The sequence below is a fragment of the Psychrilyobacter atlanticus DSM 19335 genome (genome assembly GCF_000426625.1).
Lineage (GTDB): Bacteria > Fusobacteriota > Fusobacteriia > Fusobacteriales > Fusobacteriaceae > Psychrilyobacter > Psychrilyobacter atlanticus.
Genome location: NZ_KE384547.1, coordinates 1,719,779 through 1,739,903 on the forward strand (window position 1 = coordinate 1,719,779; position 20,125 = coordinate 1,739,903).

20 protein-coding genes are annotated in these 20,125 nt (G+C 33.1%); 3 read left to right on the plus strand and 17 right to left on the minus strand.

Annotated elements, in window-relative coordinates:
* Positions 1-12 precede the first annotated feature (12 nt).
* From K337_RS0108765 to K337_RS0108790, 6 genes are read right to left on the minus strand one after another with little or no spacing between them, the layout of a single operon-like run.
* Complete coding sequence (locus K337_RS0108765; protein ID WP_028856267.1) at positions 13-507, minus strand: GNAT family N-acetyltransferase; 495 nt, start codon at positions 505-507, stop codon at positions 13-15.
* Complete coding sequence (locus K337_RS0108770; protein WP_028856268.1) at positions 504-1,325, minus strand: HD domain-containing protein; 822 nt, start codon at positions 1,323-1,325, stop codon at positions 504-506. Before K337_RS0108770 ends, K337_RS0108765 begins: the two co-directional genes overlap by 4 nt.
* A 35-nt stretch (positions 1,326-1,360) precedes the next feature.
* A complete protein-coding gene (locus K337_RS0108775; protein ID WP_028856269.1) occupies positions 1,361-2,092 on the minus strand; it encodes an EFR1 family ferrodoxin in 732 nt (243 codons plus the stop codon).
* A complete protein-coding gene (locus K337_RS0108780) occupies positions 2,089-2,925 on the minus strand; it encodes a CPBP family intramembrane glutamic endopeptidase (protein WP_028856270.1) in 837 nt (278 codons plus the stop codon). Before K337_RS0108780 ends, K337_RS0108775 begins: the two co-directional genes overlap by 4 nt.
* Positions 2,926-2,940: 15 nt before the next feature.
* A complete protein-coding gene (locus K337_RS0108785; protein ID WP_028856271.1) occupies positions 2,941-3,432 on the minus strand; it encodes a GNAT family N-acetyltransferase in 492 nt (163 codons plus the stop codon).
* Positions 3,429-4,238, minus strand: a complete 810-nt coding sequence (locus K337_RS0108790) for a hypothetical protein (protein WP_028856272.1) — start codon at positions 4,236-4,238, stop codon at positions 3,429-3,431. Before K337_RS0108790 ends, K337_RS0108785 begins: the two co-directional genes overlap by 4 nt.
* A gap of 422 nt (positions 4,239-4,660) precedes the next feature.
* Between K337_RS0108790 and K337_RS18110 the strand changes: the two genes are divergently transcribed.
* From K337_RS18110 to K337_RS0108805, 3 genes are all read left to right on the plus strand, one after another.
* The gene (locus K337_RS18110; protein WP_037029283.1) at positions 4,661-5,848 is read left to right on the plus strand and encodes a radical SAM protein; all 1,188 of its coding nucleotides are present in this window, start codon (positions 4,661-4,663) and stop codon (positions 5,846-5,848) included.
* A gap of 78 nt (positions 5,849-5,926) precedes the next feature.
* A complete protein-coding gene (gene zupT / locus K337_RS0108800; protein ID WP_028856273.1) occupies positions 5,927-6,790 on the plus strand; it encodes a zinc transporter ZupT in 864 nt (287 codons plus the stop codon).
* A 69-nt stretch (positions 6,791-6,859) separates the two neighbouring features.
* Positions 6,860-8,143, plus strand: a complete 1,284-nt coding sequence (locus tag K337_RS0108805) for a DEAD/DEAH box helicase (protein WP_028856274.1) — start codon at positions 6,860-6,862, stop codon at positions 8,141-8,143.
* 335 nt (positions 8,144-8,478) lie between these two features.
* Here K337_RS0108805 and citF read toward each other — a convergent pair whose 3' ends face one another.
* The 11 genes from citF to K337_RS0108860 all read right to left on the minus strand — a co-directional run bounded on the left by citF (position 8,479) and on the right by K337_RS0108860 (position 20,104).
* Complete coding sequence (citF, locus tag K337_RS0108810; RefSeq protein ID WP_028856275.1) at positions 8,479-10,017, minus strand: citrate lyase subunit alpha; 1,539 nt, start codon at positions 10,015-10,017, stop codon at positions 8,479-8,481.
* A 118-nt stretch (positions 10,018-10,135) separates the two neighbouring features.
* Positions 10,136-11,005 carry an HpcH/HpaI aldolase/citrate lyase family protein gene (locus K337_RS0108815; RefSeq protein ID WP_028856276.1) on the minus strand — a complete coding sequence of 290 codons (870 nt, stop codon included), beginning with the start codon at positions 11,003-11,005 and terminating at the stop codon, positions 10,136-10,138.
* Positions 11,005-11,271 carry a citrate lyase acyl carrier protein gene (gene citD, locus K337_RS0108820; protein ID WP_028856277.1) on the minus strand — a complete coding sequence of 89 codons (267 nt, stop codon included), beginning with the start codon at positions 11,269-11,271 and terminating at the stop codon, positions 11,005-11,007. The genes K337_RS0108815 and citD overlap by 1 nt, the downstream gene beginning before the upstream one ends.
* Positions 11,272-11,423: 152 nt before the next feature.
* Positions 11,424-12,665 carry a methylaspartate ammonia-lyase gene (locus tag K337_RS0108825; RefSeq protein ID WP_028856278.1) on the minus strand — a complete coding sequence of 414 codons (1,242 nt, stop codon included), beginning with the start codon at positions 12,663-12,665 and terminating at the stop codon, positions 11,424-11,426.
* A 30-nt stretch (positions 12,666-12,695) separates the two neighbouring features.
* Positions 12,696-13,490, minus strand: a complete 795-nt coding sequence (murI, locus tag K337_RS0108830; protein ID WP_028856279.1) for a glutamate racemase — start codon at positions 13,488-13,490, stop codon at positions 12,696-12,698.
* Between the two features lie 72 nt (positions 13,491-13,562).
* On the minus strand, positions 13,563-14,759 hold the full coding sequence (gene gltS / locus K337_RS0108835) for a sodium/glutamate symporter (RefSeq protein WP_028856280.1): 1,197 nt from the start codon (positions 14,757-14,759) through the stop codon (positions 13,563-13,565).
* Positions 14,760-14,883: 124 nt separating this feature from the next.
* Positions 14,884-16,341 carry a methylaspartate mutase subunit E gene (locus tag K337_RS0108840; RefSeq protein WP_028856281.1) on the minus strand — a complete coding sequence of 486 codons (1,458 nt, stop codon included), beginning with the start codon at positions 16,339-16,341 and terminating at the stop codon, positions 14,884-14,886.
* A gap of 13 nt (positions 16,342-16,354) precedes the next feature.
* On the minus strand, positions 16,355-17,767 hold the full coding sequence (glmL, locus tag K337_RS0108845) for a methylaspartate mutase accessory protein GlmL (protein ID WP_028856282.1): 1,413 nt from the start codon (positions 17,765-17,767) through the stop codon (positions 16,355-16,357).
* A gap of 46 nt (positions 17,768-17,813) precedes the next feature.
* Positions 17,814-18,233 carry a methylaspartate mutase subunit S gene (glmS, locus tag K337_RS0108850; protein ID WP_028856283.1) on the minus strand — a complete coding sequence of 140 codons (420 nt, stop codon included), beginning with the start codon at positions 18,231-18,233 and terminating at the stop codon, positions 17,814-17,816.
* A 348-nt stretch (positions 18,234-18,581) separates the two neighbouring features.
* A complete protein-coding gene (locus K337_RS0108855; protein ID WP_028856284.1) occupies positions 18,582-19,262 on the minus strand; it encodes a hypothetical protein in 681 nt (226 codons plus the stop codon).
* Between the two features lie 332 nt (positions 19,263-19,594).
* Positions 19,595-20,104, minus strand: a complete 510-nt coding sequence (locus K337_RS0108860) for a hypothetical protein (RefSeq protein ID WP_028856285.1) — start codon at positions 20,102-20,104, stop codon at positions 19,595-19,597.
* Between the last annotated feature and the right edge of the window lie 21 nt (positions 20,105-20,125).

Here is a 20,125-nt window from a genome sequence, read left to right on the forward strand (position 1 = left end):
TTTTATTTTCTATTAAAATATCATTCCCATCATAACTCCAACTTCAAACTCCCCCTTGGAGTTTTTAATCCTATTCTTCATCTTTCCCTCTACTTCAAAACCTAAACCTTCATAAAATTTTAAAGCTTTTTTATTGCTGCCCATAGCAACTAATTCTATCCTCGAAATTCCTTCTACCTTTTTACTGTCCTCTATTAACTTCATAAATATTTTCTTCCCTATCCCTTCCCCCCAAAAATCAGGAGATACAACTATGGTTATATTTGACAATATATGGTCAAACACTTTAATTCCTATCTTATATCCGTGGATCTCTCCTACTATATTCCCGTTTTTTTCTGCCACTATAAAAATACCATCATTCAACGCACTCTTTATAAATCCTTCCACATATTCTCTAGTAACTTCATCCTCAAACCTGGCTATTCCCCCTTCTATTTGAGAGACTTCTTTATATAGTTTATAGACTTCCTCTACATCCTCTATCGTCCCTTTTCTAATATTCATATCTTCCCCTTCATTGAATTTATAATATTTTCTTCTAAATATTTTGTGAACAACTCTCTATTACTTAATAACTCCATGTCGTTATTCTCCATTATCCTAACCTTAAATTGTTTTTCTATATATTGTTTTGTAAATTCATAAGCAGGCTTCTCAATATACATCCCATTATCTTTTAATTCCTGTAGATCTATCTTCCACTCCGATCTGTCAAATGGATGCTCATGGGAATAAAATTGAACAACTCTATCTAACAATAACTCCTTTGGATTTTCATAATTTCTCCCTGTTTCACTCAGATCTTTATAAAAAGAGAGGGGATGCATTACCCAGGCCCTGTCACAATCTCTTAAACCAAGTCTGTCATCACCTATAATCGGTATCCCAATATATGGATTATCATGAACAGCTATCATCCCCACAACCTTTTCTACCTCTTTTGGGTTAAATCCATGTTCATATAAAATTTTAGATGCTAACGCCGCTCCTTCCTGCATATGAATAATTCTGCTATTTGAATTGATCCAATTTTTTTTATCTGCTATAGCAAAATAACCAATATCGTGTAATATTATTGCTGTCACTATCAGCCTATCAAGATTTTCTTCCTCGACTAAACTCAGGGCAAAATTTGTTGAAAATATTATATGGTGGGGATCAAACCAACGCCTCTTTGAAAGATCCTCATATTCCTTAAACAACCACTTAAAAACTTTTCTTTCCCTTTCGTTTAATTTTTCTTCTAAAATCATCTTTAAATTCTTTTCATTTTTTTCTGCAACTTCTTCCAGTATCTCTAAAATTTCTTTATATTCCAGCATTTTTCCCCCATTAAATTACGTTTCTTCTCTCTTCCCTATATTTCACTTATATCTATCCTTTTATTTTTAAATCTTAACTTTCCCCTTGTATATTTTTTATATTCTATGGCTTCAAAGGGACAATAGTTAATGCATCTGAGGCATCCTTCACAGTGATTACTCCAAACAACTTTATCTCCTACCTTTATATTCCCTACCGGACAGATTTTTTCACAGAACCCACACAGAGTACATTTTTCATTGGTTTTAAACCCTCTTTTGGCTCCTCTAAAATACCACATAGCTAATTTATATACAGGCAACAACAGGTAATATTCAAAGCTCCTGCTTATCTTATTCTCTTTCATAGTTTTTATCTCTTTTATAATTTTCCCGACCTCTTCATCTGCTATCCTGTAAATTCCCTCATTTTTTTCATCTCTACTTTTTTTACTGGTAAATACCGTATCTGACCCTGGCATCTTGATTCCTTTATTGTAGTTAAATGACATCAGATTATCTACCTGTTTGAATGTTCCTCCATAATAACCAGCATATGTGAGGATAAAAAAAGAATATGTAGATTTATCTTCAACTCTTTTTAAAAATTTAATCACTATATCCGGTACTCCAAAGGCATAGCAGGGAACTACAACTCCTACCTTCTCCTCTAAAACTAGGGTCCCTTCTATTTTTGCTATATCTACCAATGTTCCTTTAGTTTTTTTAGCTATCTTCTGGGCTATGTAGTAGGAGTTTCCCGATCCGCTGAAATAATATATCTTCATAGTACCTCCTGATTTTTATATAATTTATTTACTTCTAATTTTTCATTCAATTCCTTGAGGTATCGAAAAAATAACATAGTTGAACCTACGAATATTATTACTCCTATAAAAAAAGTTATCGCATTAAAAGAATGCTCTGTATATTCCATAATCACAGATATAGTATTATTGGTCATATGTGCAGCAATACAGAGAAACAAAGAATTAGTTTTATAATAGATCATCCCTAAAATCAATCCTCCCAATGTTGCATCAACAAACTGTGGAATATTAAAATGCCATGCTCCAAATATCAGTGCAGAGGCAATTATAGCTTTCTTAGGACTATATCTATTCAATAAACCTCCCAGGACGATTCCCCTCATAAAAATCTCTTCAAAGATAGGTGCTTTTATTACTGCAAATATAAAAGCGTCATAGGGATGTAAGAACATTTCTTCAAACCCTTCTTCTATAAATTGGGGTACTGGAACTTTTTCCATAATTCTCCCTATTGAACTTTCATAGAATAAATAATATCCTCCAATCAAGAACATAGCAGAAAACAATAATTTATAGTTAAATTTATCCAGATATTTCAGTTTAAAATTCCCATTACTTATCTTTTTAACTTTTTTTAAAGCTAATACTATTATTATGATATCCATAATAGTACTTCTCAATAAATCTATAATTACTTGAATATTTTCTGTTATTTTAAAATCAATTATAAGACTGAAAGAAGCCCATAACATTCCTATAATAAAAGTAACTACGAAACTATAAAATACTACCATCCATACAGCTCCTAAAACAGATAACTCAAATTTACCTTCCCTAGCTTGATTTTCCATATTACGCCCCTTTATTTATAGTATTTTTCCCATATAATATTCATCTATAAATTTCCCATCCATTAAGATACTGTGTTCCTTGAGTCCCTCTATTTTAAATCCCATCTTCTTATACAAGTTAACCGCTTTTTCATTGTGGGTCATTACAGTCAATTCAAGTCTTTTGATGTTGTTTTTTCCAGACCACTTTTCCAGTTCCTCAAAAAGTTTCCTCCCTATTCCTTTTCTATGATGACCACCTAGGATCCCAATAACTATATAGGCAGTATGTTTTATCCTGTTGGCACTTCCCCTTTGACCAGTTAAAAATCCGACTAATTTATCCTCCTCCTCTGCAACATACATAAAGGAATCTTCAAGTTTCCTTTTAATTATTGATTTTGTTACCTCAGGATCATTTTTTCTTTCTCCCGGCTCCAGCATCATGAATTTGGTTTCATTATCTAATTCCAGCAATAAATTTGAAAATAATTCCGCATCTTTTTCTTTTATTTCTCTGATATTCATAGTTTTCTCCTTATTTTTTCATTTAATTTCACCCATACTGAATATGCACTTGATTTATCAGTAATATCAATTTTAGATAAGTCAAGTAGTTCATCTTTAAGAAATTCTTCAAATATATCTTCAAATGTTACCCAATTTAATTTTAATTTTTTCAACCTTTCCTCTATAAAGCCTTTTTCTTTAGTATATTCTTCCCTTTTATTTTCTAAACTTAATTCAATTTTTTTTGCTAAAGTACCCTTCTCTTTATCTAATTTTTCTTCATATTCATAATATTTATACGAATACATTCTTGATCCATAATTTTTTTTAAATTTTCTAGGTGTCAACAAAGTAAAAACAACTTCATTAGGAAATTTATTATTTTCTTGCATACATAGTAAATTTTCAATTACTCTATCCATTTGATTTCTCGTACATGAATGCTCTGTCATACCACTTAAATCAGAAAAATATTTGGCTTCAACAAAGCAAATTCGATTTCCAAACTCACTAAAATATTCTAATCCTGATTTAGTTTTTTCTCTTATATTAATTGAGCCTAGAGCCATATCTATATATGAATTCCCTTCTTTTTTTTTATAAGGTGTCATTGGTTGTCCTTCAAAAAATATACTATGATTATTATTGATTTTAAACCCTGAAACCAATTTATAAATTTCATTATTTTCTTTTGCTAAAAGACCTGTAAGATAAGTCCAAACAATTTCATTTCCATATATTTTTTTACTAAAAATATTTTCATTACAACTCTCCTGAAAATTATTAATCACTGCTTTATTATCAAAAGTTTCAAATTTTCTCATTTTTATAACTCCTTTATCATATTTTTTTATTTCTTCTTACTTCTACAATCAAGCATAACAGTATTCAAAACTCCAATCCTCTACTTTAGGTTTCCCCTAGCGAGGGAGAGACCTATAAAAAGGGAAGAGGGTTACCTACTTCTTCACTTACGAGTATACCCCTCTTAAAATCAATTTCAAAATAATAATTAAAAAATACTTAAATTTTCAGCTATCACTAGATCTCTTAATCCTCCATTAACTCCCCAAACCATGGCCTGAATTTATCTTTCAAAATCAAATTTAGGAGATAAAACAAGTTCTTTAGTAAACAATATCTTTCATTTTATGATATAATTAAGAGTAAAAATAAAATTATAATATTTAAGAATTGTGTTTATGAAATATAAAAATAAAACAGCATCAACACATTGGAGGTAAAGATGAAAATAAGTAAGCAAGAAGCATTGGAATGGTTTGAATATTTAGCAGACATTCCTGTAGATGCAAAGGAAGTTTTTGAGGAGTATGAGGATATAATCAGATCTACCCAAAGACAGATCGAGAGATCATACATGAATGAGATAGCTGAGATCCAAAGTAAGATAGATGGATTAAAAGATATGAGAGGACGTACATACTATGTAGGGAAGAAGGAGAAATTCCCTCCAGGATGTATTTCTTGCCTATTCGGTGACGGACTTGGAGGAATCAGAAAAACCCATACCTGTAACCTTACATGTGAGTTCTGTTACTACCACGATTCACTGGATTCAGTAGATCCTATCCCTCAGGATATGTGGGATATTGGAGAAGAACTATATGAACCTGAAGATATCGATTTATTGTTATCTATTCAGAAGAAACCATCTGGAATTGCCTATGTATACCTAGAACCATTTATGGAGATAGAAAAATACTATAGTGTCGTAAAAAAATTCTCTGATGCAGGTGTTCACCAGCATATGTATACCAATGGTACCCTTTGTACAGACGATAATCTAAAAAAATTAGCTGAAGCTGGACTGGACGAGATCAGATTTAACCTGAATGCCTCTGATACCAGTGATCAGGTTATAGAAGCTATGAGAACTGCCCGTAAGTATTTTAAATGGGTAGGGATAGAAACTCCTATGACTCCTAAATTCTATGAGGATTTCATGGCTAAAAAGGAGGAGATCCTTTCTATCGGTTTAGATTATATGAACTGTGCCGAACTCCACCTGGGAACAGACAACTTGAATAACTATATGGGAGAAAACTTCTATACATATAGAAACGGATACCTTTCACCTCTTTGGTCTAGAAAGGTAACTCTTAAATTTATGGAAACTGCCGTAAAAGAAAATTGGGATATACTGATTCATGACTGTTCTAACCATACTAAGTATGCCAGAGAGATCAATAAGATGAAAAACAGTGGTCAATTTGGATCTCATACTTATATCAGTGAGTTTGACAGACCCCTTATTGCTGCATTTTTACCTATCTTAGAGAATGAGAATTTTAAATTTTTAGATTCTACTCCCCTGCCGGCTAAATATAAGCTGGAAAACTGCAAAGAATTTATAGAGGAGATCTTAGAAGATTTTTCTTTTGATGATGAGATCTATGAAGGATTTGAAGGATAAATAAATATATATAATAAGAGGATTTCCCCCTCCTAATTGGTATTACTATAACAGTATCAATTAGGAGGGGATTTTTTTATGCATGAAAATTTTTACATCGCTTTTGGCCTCACCTTGTTCGCAGGATTAGCCACAGGGATAGGTAGTGCACTAGCTTTTTTTACAAAACAAACGAATAAAAAATTCCTATCTTTAGCCCTTGGATTCTCGGCCGGAGTAATGATCTACGTATCCTTTGTAGAGATCTTCGTCAAGGCCAAGATATTTTTAGTCGCAGATTTAGGGGTAGTAAAAGGAACCTGGGTTACTGTAGTTTCGTTCTTTGGAGGAGTATTTCTCATAGCCGTTATCGACAAATTGGTTCCGTCTTTTGAAAACCCCCACGAATTAAAGGAAATTGAGGAGATCAGTGAAATTACTGAATTAGAAGATGACTTGGGAAAGATGGAAAAAGGCCATAAGAGTACAGGAGAACATCATGAATTTAATCATGCCATGATGAGGATGGGTATGTTCTCTGCTCTTGCCATAGGGATACATAATTTCCCTGAAGGACTGGCTACCTTTGTAGCAGCATTAAAAGATCCTTCATTGGGAGTTCCCATTGCAGTTGCCATCGCTATCCATAATATACCAGAGGGAATAGCCGTTTCAGTTCCTATCTATTTCGCCACAGGAAACAAAAAGAAAGCGTTTTTTTATTCCTTTCTTTCCGGACTGGCTGAACCTGTAGGAGCCTTGGTAGGTTATTTGATCCTGATGCCGTTTCTATCCGATACAGTCTTTGGGATTATATTTGCCGGCATAGCAGGTATCATGGTCTTTATATCCTTGGATGAACTTCTCCCGGCAGCACAAAAATACGGAGAGCATCACCTCTCTATCTATGGACTGATAAGCGGTATGGGAGTCATGGCCATCAGTTTATTATTATTTATTTAATTTTGTCTTATTAAGGTATATATGATAAAATATTGAATAATAAATTTTTATAGATCAAGGAGAAAAAACATGTTATTTAATGAATTAAATTTAATTGAACCATTATTAGAAGCCGTTAAAAAAAGGGGCTATATAGAGGCTACACCTATACAGGAGCAGGCTATCCCGCTTATTATGGATGGTAGAGATATCATAGGCTCTTCCCAGACGGGAACAGGTAAAACAGCAGCCTTTGCCCTTCCAATACTACAGAAAATTGCTTTAGATGGTAAGACAAAAGATCTGACAGCATTGATCTTAGCTCCTACCAGAGAATTGGCACTCCAAATAGAAGAAAGTGTACATTCATATGGGAAAAATACCAGAGTTACCAGTGCTGTAATTTTTGGAGGAGTTTCACCTATAAAGCAGATCCACAAACTTAAAACAGGACCAAACATCATCGTAGCTACCCCTGGTAGATTACTTGATTTAATTTCAAAAGGTTACCTTAACTTAGAGTTAGTAGACCAATTAGTAATCGATGAGGCAGACCGTATGCTAGATATGGGTATGATCCACGAAGTTCGTAAGATCATCTCAAAATTACCAGAAGAAAGACAGACTATGCTTTTTTCTGCTACCATGCCAGATGAGATAAAAGACCTGGTAAAAACTGCATTGATTGACCCGGTAGATATCTCAGTATCTCCTACATCTTCTACTGTAGATACTGTTAACCAAAGTATATATTTAGTAGACAAGGGAGATAAGCCGGCACTTCTACTTCATGTTTTAAAAAAACAGAAGGTAAGTTCTGCTATCATCTTTGCTAGAACAAAATTTAGAGCAAACGATATCAATGAGATGTTATTAGAAGCAGGATATAAATCAGACGTTATCCATGGAGAAAGATCTCAGTCTGCTAGACAGAGAACTATCAGAGATCTAAAGAGTGGAAATATTCAGATCTTAGTAGCTACAGACTTAGCTTCTAGAGGTTTAGATATCGATGACCTATCTCACGTTATAAACTACGATCTTACCAGTATTCCTGAGACATATGTACATAGAATTGGTAGAACAGGTAGAGCAGGAAGTGAAGGGATTTCGATCTCATTCTGTGATGTTGAAGAAAAAAGATTCCTTAGAACTATCCAAAAAACTATAGACAGAACTATCTATGTGGAGAAGGATCACCCTTACCACCTTAGAGATACAAAGCCTTCTTTCGGTGACTTACAGACCGCTAGAGAAGAGAGAAATAAGAAAAAGTATGACTTTAAAGGTACTTCTACAGGGAGAAAAAAACCAAGTAGAAGAGGTAAAAAAGGTCCTTCTAGAAAACCTAAAAGTATAAAAAAAGGAAATTAAAAGTTTAGGAGTTTATCGCTAATTGCGATAAACTCCTTTTTTTTAATACCAATTTTATGAATTATTAGAAATAATAATTTTGAAAGTGATTGATAATAAAATAAGGGGGAAAGAAAATCAGAGAAACCGGAGCTAAAATCATCTTAGTAGCTCCGGTTTTTTACAACAAAAAAAGACCAGATCGTAGCACTCTACCTACAACCTAATCTTTTTTTATTTCCACTCCCCTTATCTCTACCTCAGTTTCTCCCTACGAGGTTCATATTTAAAATTAAGTATTAAATATACTTAATTTCAATACTCGTGAAATCGACTATATAAAGGAAGAGGGTCTCTTATTTTGCCTTTCTTACTACATCTAATACAGTTCCATCTCTGTACTCGATTACTGCTACTATCTCATCGGTAAATTCAACTTCTCTTGGTTTACCTGTCATAGTTTCAGCAATATTTTTTAACTCATCGATAGTCATAATCGGTAAGTTAGTTTCCTTCAATCTTTCGATTAATTCTGTTCTCTTAGGATTGATTGCTATCCCTCTTTCAGTTACTATTACATCCACAGTCTCCCCTGGAGTAGTCAGAGCAGTTACCCTGTCTTTTATAGCAGATATTCTAGAGTTAGCTAATTGTGTTACGATTATAGCTAATTTAGCTCCAGCTGATGTATCTGCATGTCCACCAGAACCACCCATGATAGTACCATCAGAAGTAGTAGTTACATTTACATTAAAGTCTGTATCTATCTCTGTAGCTCCTAATATAACTATGTCTAATTTATTTACTACTGAACCTTTGTTATCTGCATTTGCATACATAGATGCTGACATAGTCATATGTCCTGCATTTTCCTTAGCTGATTTTATAGCTGCCAAATCAAAACATTGTACATCAAATAGTGATTTAAATAACCCCTCTTTATACATGTCTACGATATAACCAGTTATCCCTCCAGAAGCAAAACTTCCTTTGATATTATTTTCAATCATCTCAGCTTTCATGTCTGCCGCTACTGCTAGAGATACTCCTCCGGCTCCAGTCTGGAAACTCATCCCATCTTTAAAATATCCAGAGTTTTTAATTAATTCTGTAGTCATATTTGCTATTTTTAATCCAATTGGATTTTTAGTGATTTGAGTAGTTCCAGATACGATTCCGTTTGGATCTCCTATAGCACCTACCACTACTACATAGTCTATAAGTGTTTGAGGAATATCAATAGTTGTATTTGGATATTCTACCAAGTTATCTGTGATAGCCACTGTGATATCAGCAGTTTCTGCATCTGTATATGCATATCCCAACGCTCCACAAGCTGATTTTCCGTCTACACCATTTATGTTTCCATAATCATCCGATGTAGGAGCTGCTATAAAGGCTATATCGATACTTAAGTCTCCAGATTCCATTATTCTAGCTCTTCCACCATGAGTATGCATTACTGCCGGGTTTTCTAATTTCCCAGCTGATATAGCTTCTGCTACTGGTCCTGAGATATATGCAGCATATATACTAGTTACTACTTTTTTTTCTATTAATTCTACTAATTCACCATGACACGGGAAAATTGAACTTGCTGCAATAGTTATGTCTTTATAACCTCTCGCTGCTATCTTTTCCATTACCATATTTAAGACAAAGTCTCCATTTCTTAAATGATGATGAAATGAAACTACCATCCCGTCTTTTAACGGTAATTTATCCAGTACTGTATCTAAATTATCGTGTAATTTTTCATCTCCAGGTAAAACGTTTGTCATCTTGATTGATCTCTTAGTTTTTGTTCCTTTAGATGCCAAGTATCCACCATAGTGTTTTACTTCTCCATAACCTTTTATGTTATCAGGTACTTCTCTACCTAAGATATTTTTCATATTTAATTCTCCTTTTTATACTCTTTCCTGTTGTCGTTTTCCCTTCATAAAGGAAAACTATAGCTAAATATTTTAGCTTTAGTTTCTTTTGCGAAGAGAAACTATAGAAAGGAAGAGTCTATTTTATTAATCCTATTACCCTAGCTGTATTCAATGTATTCATAGCTCTACTTATAATAGGTGCATCTATCATCTTTCCATCCAAAGAAAATACTCCTAATCCCTCTTTTTCTGCTTCATCTTTAGCATACATAACTCTGTTAGCCCATGAAATCTCATCAGCTGTAGGAGAATATACCTTATGTATTGTATTTATTTGTCTAGGGTTTATAGATAGTTTTCCTGTAAATCCTAATTTTTTTGCATGAATTGTATCAGCTAATAGCCCTGCTTCATCATTAGTATCTGTAAATGGTGTATCTATCGCATCTATTTTTAATGCCTTACAAGCATTTACTACCTTTGTTCTCGCATAAAATAACTCTTCTGAATCTTTTGTTCTTGCAACTCCTAAGTCAGCTGCCAGGTCCTCTCCACCTAAACAAACTGAGTCTACTCTATTACTCATTTGGATTGTCTCATAGACAGTTTCTACACCATATGTAGTTTCAACCAATGCATGGATTCTGATAATTCCTTCTTCGAATCCCTCTTCCTTTTCTATTCTTGTTAACATCTCATCTAATTGTTTCATATCTTCAGGTGTTGCTTTTGGTAATAAGATAGCGTTTGGCTTCAATCTAGCCATTACATCTATATCTTCTAGTGCATACGGAGTTGAGAATGGATTTATTCTTATTACCACTTCTGTAGTTCCATAATTAAAAGTCTTCAATGCTCCCTTTATTAAGATTCTGGCTGCGTCTTTTTCTCCTAATGATACAGCATCCTCTAAATCTAATATAACTGAATCTGATCCAAAAACTTCAGCTGTCTGTAACATTCCTGGGTTATTTCCCGGCATAAATAGCATACTTCTTCTTAACATTACATCTCACCTGCCCTAGTTACTGCTGTTTCAATTCTAGCCTTTATTGTATAATCAAGAGCTCCCTTATCGATAGCTTTTATCATAGCATTTTCTACTCCTAATTCCTTTAAACTATTTTCTATTAAAGTTCTTATCTCTGTACCAAACTGTTTTTCTACAATACTTTCTAACTCTATCTCTATACCATTAGTCCCTGGCATCAACATTATTGAGATATCATTTGATTCTAATGTCCCTGCCTTAGCTGGTTTTAATATTTTCATTATTTTCACCTCTATATTTTAATACCTGAAATTTTATCACCAAGAAATGGGATTTCAAGTTTTATTTTCATATCCAATTGTAATTTATTCCATCTATTAAAAACTAAGAAAAAGGTAGTTTTAAAAACTACCTTTAATCTTAAAACTTTTAATTATTTTCTGCTATTAACTAATGCTTCTACTCTGTTCATTTCGTTTCCTACGATCATGATACCTTCGTCTACACCCATTCCTGGTTTAGCTAATACTTGTAATGCTCCACAAGCCATTGCTATATTTGTAGTTACTTCAGCTGATCTGTTAGTTTCGTTACAAGTTCCACCAACATAAGAACCGATTCCTTTTTCGTTACAGTATAATACTGCTTCTGCTATATTGTTTACTCCTCCTAAATCTGGAGTTTTAATTTGTACTACATGTCCTGCTTTTCTATCAGCGAATAATTTAATATCCTCTAATGTGTTACACCATTCGTCAGCAACTAATTCTACGTTGATTCCTCTTCTGTCTAATTCAGCAGTTAAAGCAGATAAAGCTTCTACAGTTCCTTCTCTTTCTTCTAAGTCCATAGGACCTTCGATTCTTAAGTGGAATGGCTTTGCAGCTTCTTCTAATTCAGCTAATAAATCAGCTTGCTTTGTGATATCTTGATCAAATGCTACTCCCATTGTTCCATATACATCAATGTGGAATATAGGCATATAATCTTCAGATTCTCTTAATTTTAATACTCTGTCGCTTAACCATTTTACGTAGTCTCTTAAGATAGATCCGTCTTTACCTAATTTAGTTTCAACATGGTTGATTAATGCATGTGGCATGATGTCTGCACCTTTGATGATCATCTTGTCTGCATTGTTCTTTCTGTCGTCTCCAGATTGAGTGAATAATGGTAATCTTTTGATTGTTACGTCAGTTGCATATTCTTTTTTAATTATTTCTGCCATAGTCATCTTGTTTACTTTTGCTGCGGCATCTAAGATAGCTTGACTTAATCCGTATCTAATAGCTGTATGTAATCTATTTCCATTTAATTCCATTGTATCTACTTCTTCAGCTAATGGTCTGAATTCATTTACATCTCTTCCAATTAATTTTGGAGCGATTTCGTTTTTGATAACTGGGATAAAATCAGATGCTAAGAATAATGGATCTCTTCCACCTGCACCAGAATATTGTACTGCTGCACAATCTCCGTGAGCTACTTGTCCGTCTTCTAAGATAAACATTACAGAGATAGATTCTCCTGCTTGTCTGATTCTTGTAAATCCTTCAGTAACTGGTTCTCCTACGTAATCAAAACCGTCATGACCTGCTCCTGCCTTTATAGCTCTTTGGTCGTCAAAATAAAATCCTGTCTTTCCTGCTGAACAAATGATATCAATAATTTTCATGTGATACATCTCCTTTTATATTCGATTAATTTAGTTTAATGCCTGTTTGATTTTTTTTATCGGTTTTCCCAATATTTTTTCTGCTATCTTTTGAAATTTGTTGATGTTGCCCGAGGTGTAAAAAGAAACCTTCCCCTTTGAATCTCTTTTATTTAAGAGTTTTAGCTTTTTTAGGAGTTCCTCTACCTCTAATGCTGTTTCTTTGGCTGGATCTACAATCTTTTTCCCCTTTAATTCCCTTATAAAGTATTCCTCTATAATGGGGTAGTGGGTACACCCAAATACCACAACATCTATTTCTGTGGGCAAGCGATCCACATAAGATCTTATTAATGCTTGATTTTTTTCTGTATCTTCCCATCCAGATTCTATCATTGGAACAAGTGGTTCACATCCAATCTGATAGACTTTTACCTCTTTGTTTATCCTTTGGGCTTCATTTTTATAAGCATCTACCTTTGCCGTAAGCGGTGTAGAGAGAATGCCTATTTTATTTGTTTTGGTTAATTCCAGTGCCTCTCTTGTCCCATAGGCTATTACTCCTATTGTAGGAACCGATATCTTTTCCTGTAATTCCTTTAAACACACTACTGTAGCTGTATTACAGGCTATCACTAAAAGTTTGATATCCAGACTTTCTAAGAATTTACCTATGTTTAGACAAAAATTTGAGATTTCTTCAGGATCTCTTGATCCATAAGGAGCTCTTAAATTATCTCCAAAATATATTAAATCTTCATGGGGTAAGATCTTTTCTATCTCTTTTAAAACAGTCAGTCCTCCTACCCCAGAATCAAATATCCCTATTGCTCTTTTATCTACCATAAATCCTATCTCCTAATATTATAATTTTTATTGTATAAAAATTATACTATTTTTAATAAAATTTTAACAGGTTTATCCAAACATATTCATGAAGAAAGTAATTATCGATGCATTGGCAAAGTCAATAAATAATGCCCCTACTAACGGTATTACGAAAAACGCTTTAAATGATGGATAGTTTGCTGCTGTAAATGATTCCATGTTTGCTATTGCATTTGGTGTAGCACCCATTCCAAATCCACAATGACCACAAGCCATTACTGCTGCGTCATAGTCTCTACCCATTACATTAAATGTAATAAAGTATGCAAATGCTCCCATTAATACAGTTTGTACTAATAATATAGTTACTAATGGTACTGCTAAAGCCGCTAAATCCCATAATCTCATAGACATAAGTGCCATAGCTAGGAATAATGATAATGAAGTATTTCCAATAATAGTGATCTCTTTATGATTTAATTCTTTCTTCATTGAATCCGATATATTTCTAATAACTGCTGCTACTAACATTGGACCGATATAGATAGGTAAAGTAATTCCCACTGTCTTTAACCATCCTACTAATACTGATCCTATTCCCATAGAAATAATAATAACTGTAGCTGCATTGAAGAATGTATGTTCTGTAACATCTACTATTTGATTTTCATCTGTTATGTCAGCATGTTCTTCCTTCAGTAACTCCTCATTTAGTTTCAAGTTAAACTTATTCATAAGTCTTTTTCCAATTGGTCCACCAATTAGACATCCTGCAACTAAACCATATGTAGCCGATGCTATTGCAACTGCTGTTGCACCTGCTGCTCCTGCCTGCTCTAATAACGGCCCGAACGCACCTGAAGTTCCATGTCCACCTGTAAGCGGTATCGATCCTGCTGCTAAACCAAATAATGGCGGTAATCCAAAGACCTTAGCCAGTGATATACCAACTATATCTTGAAGAATTACTAAAGCTGTTGCTGCTACTAAGAATATTACAACTTGTACTCCACCCTTAGCTAACAGTTTGAAACTAGCCATGAATCCAATAGTTGTAAAGAACGCTATCATAAATAAACTTTTTAATGTGCCGTCAAAGCTAAATTCGAAGGTATTCGTATAGTGACCAATTAGAGTTAATATTGCAAAAATAACTCCCCCAATAACTGGTACTGGTATAAAGAATCTTCTCAATACCCCAACTTTACTCCTTACAAATCTACCTACTAATAATACTATAACGGCCATAAATAATGTCGCTATATTGTCCATTTGAAATACTTGCATTTTTTCCCCCTTTTAATTCTATGTATGTGTATTTTTGTGACTTTCACTCTCCCCTTTTTTTCAAGAAAAGGCAGACTATAAATCTACCTTTTCATTAAAAATTTTGTTAGCTATTTATTTTTTATTAATTTTTTTCAGGTCTTCCGATTAAGTTTCCTTTTCCTACTGCAAATATATCATCTACTGTCATTTGGAATCCAATCTCTCTTCCTTCAAAATCAGCTCTTTTTTGTAATTCAGCTTTATTAAATGCTTTGATCTCATCTGTGAATGGAAGGTTTCCGCACTCTAAATATCTAATTCTACCTTGGTTGTCTCTAGCTGGTAACATTTTTCCTAAGTTTATCTTAGCTGGTGCGAATGGAATATCAATTACACCTTGTTTAACTGCTTCGATTGTACCAAGAGCTAAATCTCCATTTCCAAGGTCATATACCTTATCCATGATACACTTGATCTCTGCTTTTATTTGCTTGATCTCTTTATCTAATTCTTCAGAATCAGGTAATGTTTGACCATCTAATAAGTTTAATACCATCTTAGTTGCTTTTATAGCGTTGGCATTAGCTTCCTTTGTAGGGATACCGATAGCTTCATGAGTAGTCTTTACGATTACTTTTGTTGCACCAGATAATCTAGCTGCACATGCTCCGTTTGAGATTACACCATAAGCTTTAGATTCATCTTCTGGGAATCCTCCCATCCATTGATGGAAAACTGTAGTTAATTGCATATCTTTATATCCTAATTTTTCACAGTATTCTTCAGCTAATTCTTGTAATGTTCTGATAGCTGCTACGTCTTGAACTAAGTTTCCACATTGTCCGTATCCTAAAGTGATACTCTTAACTCCTTGCTCTGCTGCTAATAAACATTCTATTAATTGTACTGCATTTGAGATTGATACTGGAACTAATGTTCCTGTTAATGGTCCGTAAGGTTCTCTATTGATAGAAACTCCTTGCTCCTCATACCATCCTACTAATCTATCTATATACTGCCAGTCTCTTATTGTTCTTTCCATAGATACTGATTTAGCATATGGTAAGTTATAAGAAATTCCTCCACCTTCATATGAAGTCCATCCAGAAGACATTGTGATCTCAGCTAATAATCTTGCATCAGGAGTTCCATGTCTTACTTGTAGCGGCTTGTCAACTGATTCTAATACTCTTTTACAACCTTTCACTCCGTAGTTTACACCTGGGAAACCATTTAATAATGATCTTCCTGCTTTTTCAGACTCTTTAATTCCTCTTTCACACTCTTCGTATCTGTTTAATCTAGTATATGAATCTATAGTTGATGGTAATAAATCTGCTCCACCTTCTTTAGATAGGAAGTTTAATAATTCTATATGTTCGTTTAATAATGCTACTCCAGCTCTTGGTTGTGCTAATGTTTTTCCCTCTTGCTTAGCTGTCCATAATTTTTTAGCAAAGTTTTTATGATCAGGTAATTCCTTTAGGTATTGAACACCTTCAGCTAGGTCTACCTCTTCACCTGTAGGCCATTGCTTTAAAACTTCCTCTCTTACTTTAAAAAATTCTTCCTCTGTCCACTTTTTATTTTTAATATTCATTAATATTATCCTCCTAATTAACTCTCTCAAGATATTTTTTCATTATTCTTACTGCCATATCCGGTTTTTCTCCTGCAAGGAGTCCCATAGCAGACAATATATATGTACTGTCAATTAAATAATTTGGTGATCTAGGTAGTAGGTGTATAGGCTGTTCTTTATTAAATTCCCCTGCTTTTAATATGTTTCTAGGGTTTTCACTATGTACCAATACTCCACCTGTTCCAATTACATATTTGACATCTAAAAGGTCTTTTCCATGTTGATAGTACATTACTCCCATTGGAGTAAATACACTTTCTAACCATCCACAGTGTCTTATCATTGCAATTTCAGTTCCTGCTCCTGCCATCCCTTCATCGAAAAATATTTCTTCAGGTGTTTGTGGAACCATCATAATATTTTCATGTCTGTGATTACAGTGCGCTTTTACATCAATCTCTTTATGATCATCATGTAGATATTTTCTTATTTTTTTTGTTCCTGCTGCTTCTAATAGTGATAGTGCAGAGTATCTCATACCGAGATCCCCTTCAACAGTTCTTTTAGCAAAAGGTTCTTCTAAACCTTTTGGAATTACACCTGCATTACTAGGGTCACCCTCTGCCAATGAATGGATATCTGTAGTAGCACCACCGATATCTACAACCATTAAGTTTCCTAACCCTTCTTCATCATCACTACCAAGAGCAAGTACTTCTGCAGCTTTTAATACAGCTGCTGGGGTAGGCATAAGTATTCCAGATATAAAGTCTTCGGCATTTTTCATCCCTTTAGCTTCTACTATCCTTGTCATAAATATCTTTCTTATAGCTTCCCTTGTTGGTTTTTCATTTATCTTATTTAGTTTTGGCATAACATTTTCTGTTACTATATAATCTATATTTGCATCATCAAATATCTCTATAATTTCGTCGTTAGCACTTTTGTTTCCAGCTAATAATACAGGTATCTTTATCTTTACTTCTGCTATCAATTTAGCATTATGTACGATACATTTTTTATTTCCGCCATCTGTTCCACCTGCTAACAATAATATATCGGCATCTGAATTTTTTATTTCTTCAATTTCACTATGATTTAATTCATAAGAATAAGTTTTCATAACTCTAGCTCCTGCACCTAGGGCAGCTTTTTTGGCAGCATCCGCTGTAAGCTCAGGCACAAGACCTATTGCATACATCTTCAATCCACCAGCAGCCGAAGAACAAGCTATTTTTTTTATAAAATTAATATCCTCAAATATTACATTTTTTTTCTCTATACATAATTTAAGTTTTTGATATGCTTTTTCAAATCCGATCATTATGTCATCTTCAATTGTAGTTATGTCTTTAGCAGTAGCCAATATCTCTTCAGTCTCTACATCAACGGCTGTTAATTTAGTATAGGTACTTCCAAAGTCAATCAATAAGTAGGCATTCATTTCTACCACTCCTAATTTTTATAGTGCATCATTTTTTATTTCTTTATTACTTAATCATTCCTAAATCTTTTTTCATATCTTCAGCTGTAACTTCAATAGGTGTTCCTGGTTTGTATACTCTATCGAATCCCATATCTAAGAATCTTTTATTTACATCTTCCCAAACTTGCTTTCCTACTACGATATTTCCACCAACGTATAATTTAACATCTTGTAATCCTGCTTCATTACACTTTTCTTTAAATCCTTGACAATCTAATTCTCCATGGCCATATAATGAAGAGATGATGATTGCATCTGCGTCAGTTTCTACTGCTGCATTTATGAAATCTTCTTGTGGTGAAATAACTCCTACATTGATTACATTGAACCCTTGTTGTGTTAATACATGGTCAATAATCTTATTTCCAACTGCATGACAGTCCGATCCAATTACTCCGATTACTATAGTCTTTCCATTTTTCATTTTTGACCTCCAAAAATTGTTTTTAGTTTTTTTAATTACTTCTTTATGAAACTATTCTAATCAATTTCAAAAAAAAATACAATATGTGAAAACATTCAAAAAAAAAATACCAATATATACTAATTATTCACTTAGTATATAGTTGGTATTTGATTAAAATTAATTTTTCTAATACATTTCTAATGCAACGTTTGTTTGTCCACATATATTTCATTTTGTTTGCTAAAATAACACATTGCGACATTTTAGTTGTTTTAATTTTCTCCTCTATTTAATGATAAACATTTATTATATATATAATTGTTTTTCATTTTCCTTATGTGTTGACCCGTTTCTGAATTTTTCAAACTATAACAGAACTATTGCTAAAACAGAATCTATTATTACATCTCTTACACCTGCTAAACATGGTATTTTATTCATATTTTTCATATGAGGTCCAAAGGTTACCTGTATTTTATTCTTCCCCAGCTCATAATCCTTTGCACTTGACCGCCTGTCCTTTATACCATTTCCAAACTCAATAGCACTAACCTCCTCCATAAGGCTGTGGATAATCCACGAAAACTCACCTTTAATAGGATTTAGGTCTAAATTATAAGGCAGAACACACTCTACTACTCCTCCTATGGAGTCATTTGTCCCTAACATTTTTTGAATAGCAATAGTTATATAATCTTTATTCTGTTCGGCAGTACTTATCCCACCTATCTCTGCAGCTAATGCTTGTAATTCATACGGTATATGTTTCTTAGCTATGGTCCCGGCTAAAACCACAGCTGAAAGTTTGTCTCCATATAGATATTCAAAAATAATATTCTCTCCTGTAGTGACCTCATCCTTTATTCCTTGTAACACATCGATCTCTTCTCTGGGGTCAACAGTAACCCCCTCCATCTTTCTCCTGTGAAGATCCATTCCAAAATCTGTAGGAGTAATAGAGATTCCGCTCTTTACCCCTCCTACTGTCAATTTCACTCCGTTTTCTATATTTACTATCTCTACAGTCATATTTTTACCAAATTTCATCTTATTCCTCCATTTTATTCTTTCAAATTTATAAATGCATAATTACCACTATTTTATTTCATCTTACCATTAAAAAAGCTTCTTGTTACTTTTTTCTTGAAATAAAAGTAACCAAAAATTCAAGACTGTATAAAAATTATTATTTCATATTCTATAAAACTATAAAAAATCGAATCGAAGTTAAATTTTGTTAGTAAGTCGTCGATTATTTTTAGAAATTTTATTTTCATATTCCATTTACATAATTTTTATAATGTCTATAATTAAGACTAAACTTTATATCATCAATCTTTTATAAAAAGATAAATAATACTGATTTTTAAGAGTCTTCTTTAAAATATTTTAAAAATTTCCTTTTTTAATTTACCATACACTAAATCACTGTCACAACCTGTTTTATACCTAATTTTCCGATAACGAACTTCTAGTTTATAAAGATTTTTATTATTTACTGGATTTCTTAAAAATGCATGAATATCAAAATTTTCCCATATTTTTCTTTTTATTTCCCTAAAATATAAAGATCTACTATTTCCTTTTTTATAATTTTTCACTTCTAATTTAACAATTTTAGCATCTATGTAGAGTGGTGTTAATATTTCTATAACGTCACTTATTCCTTCACATAAACATTCAATTTTGATATTCTTTGTCTCTCCATTTTTAATATCAATATATATTTGATTGTGATCATCGAACTTATCTTTATATAAAACCATATTCCCATTAAAATCTTCAATGTAAAATGAGGGATCGAAAAAATAAGGAAATCCAATATTTAATGTCCCGTTAGATTTTGCTACAACACCTAAATACATTCTAACTAATATCTGATTTTCCATATTCTTCCTCCATTTTCTTAT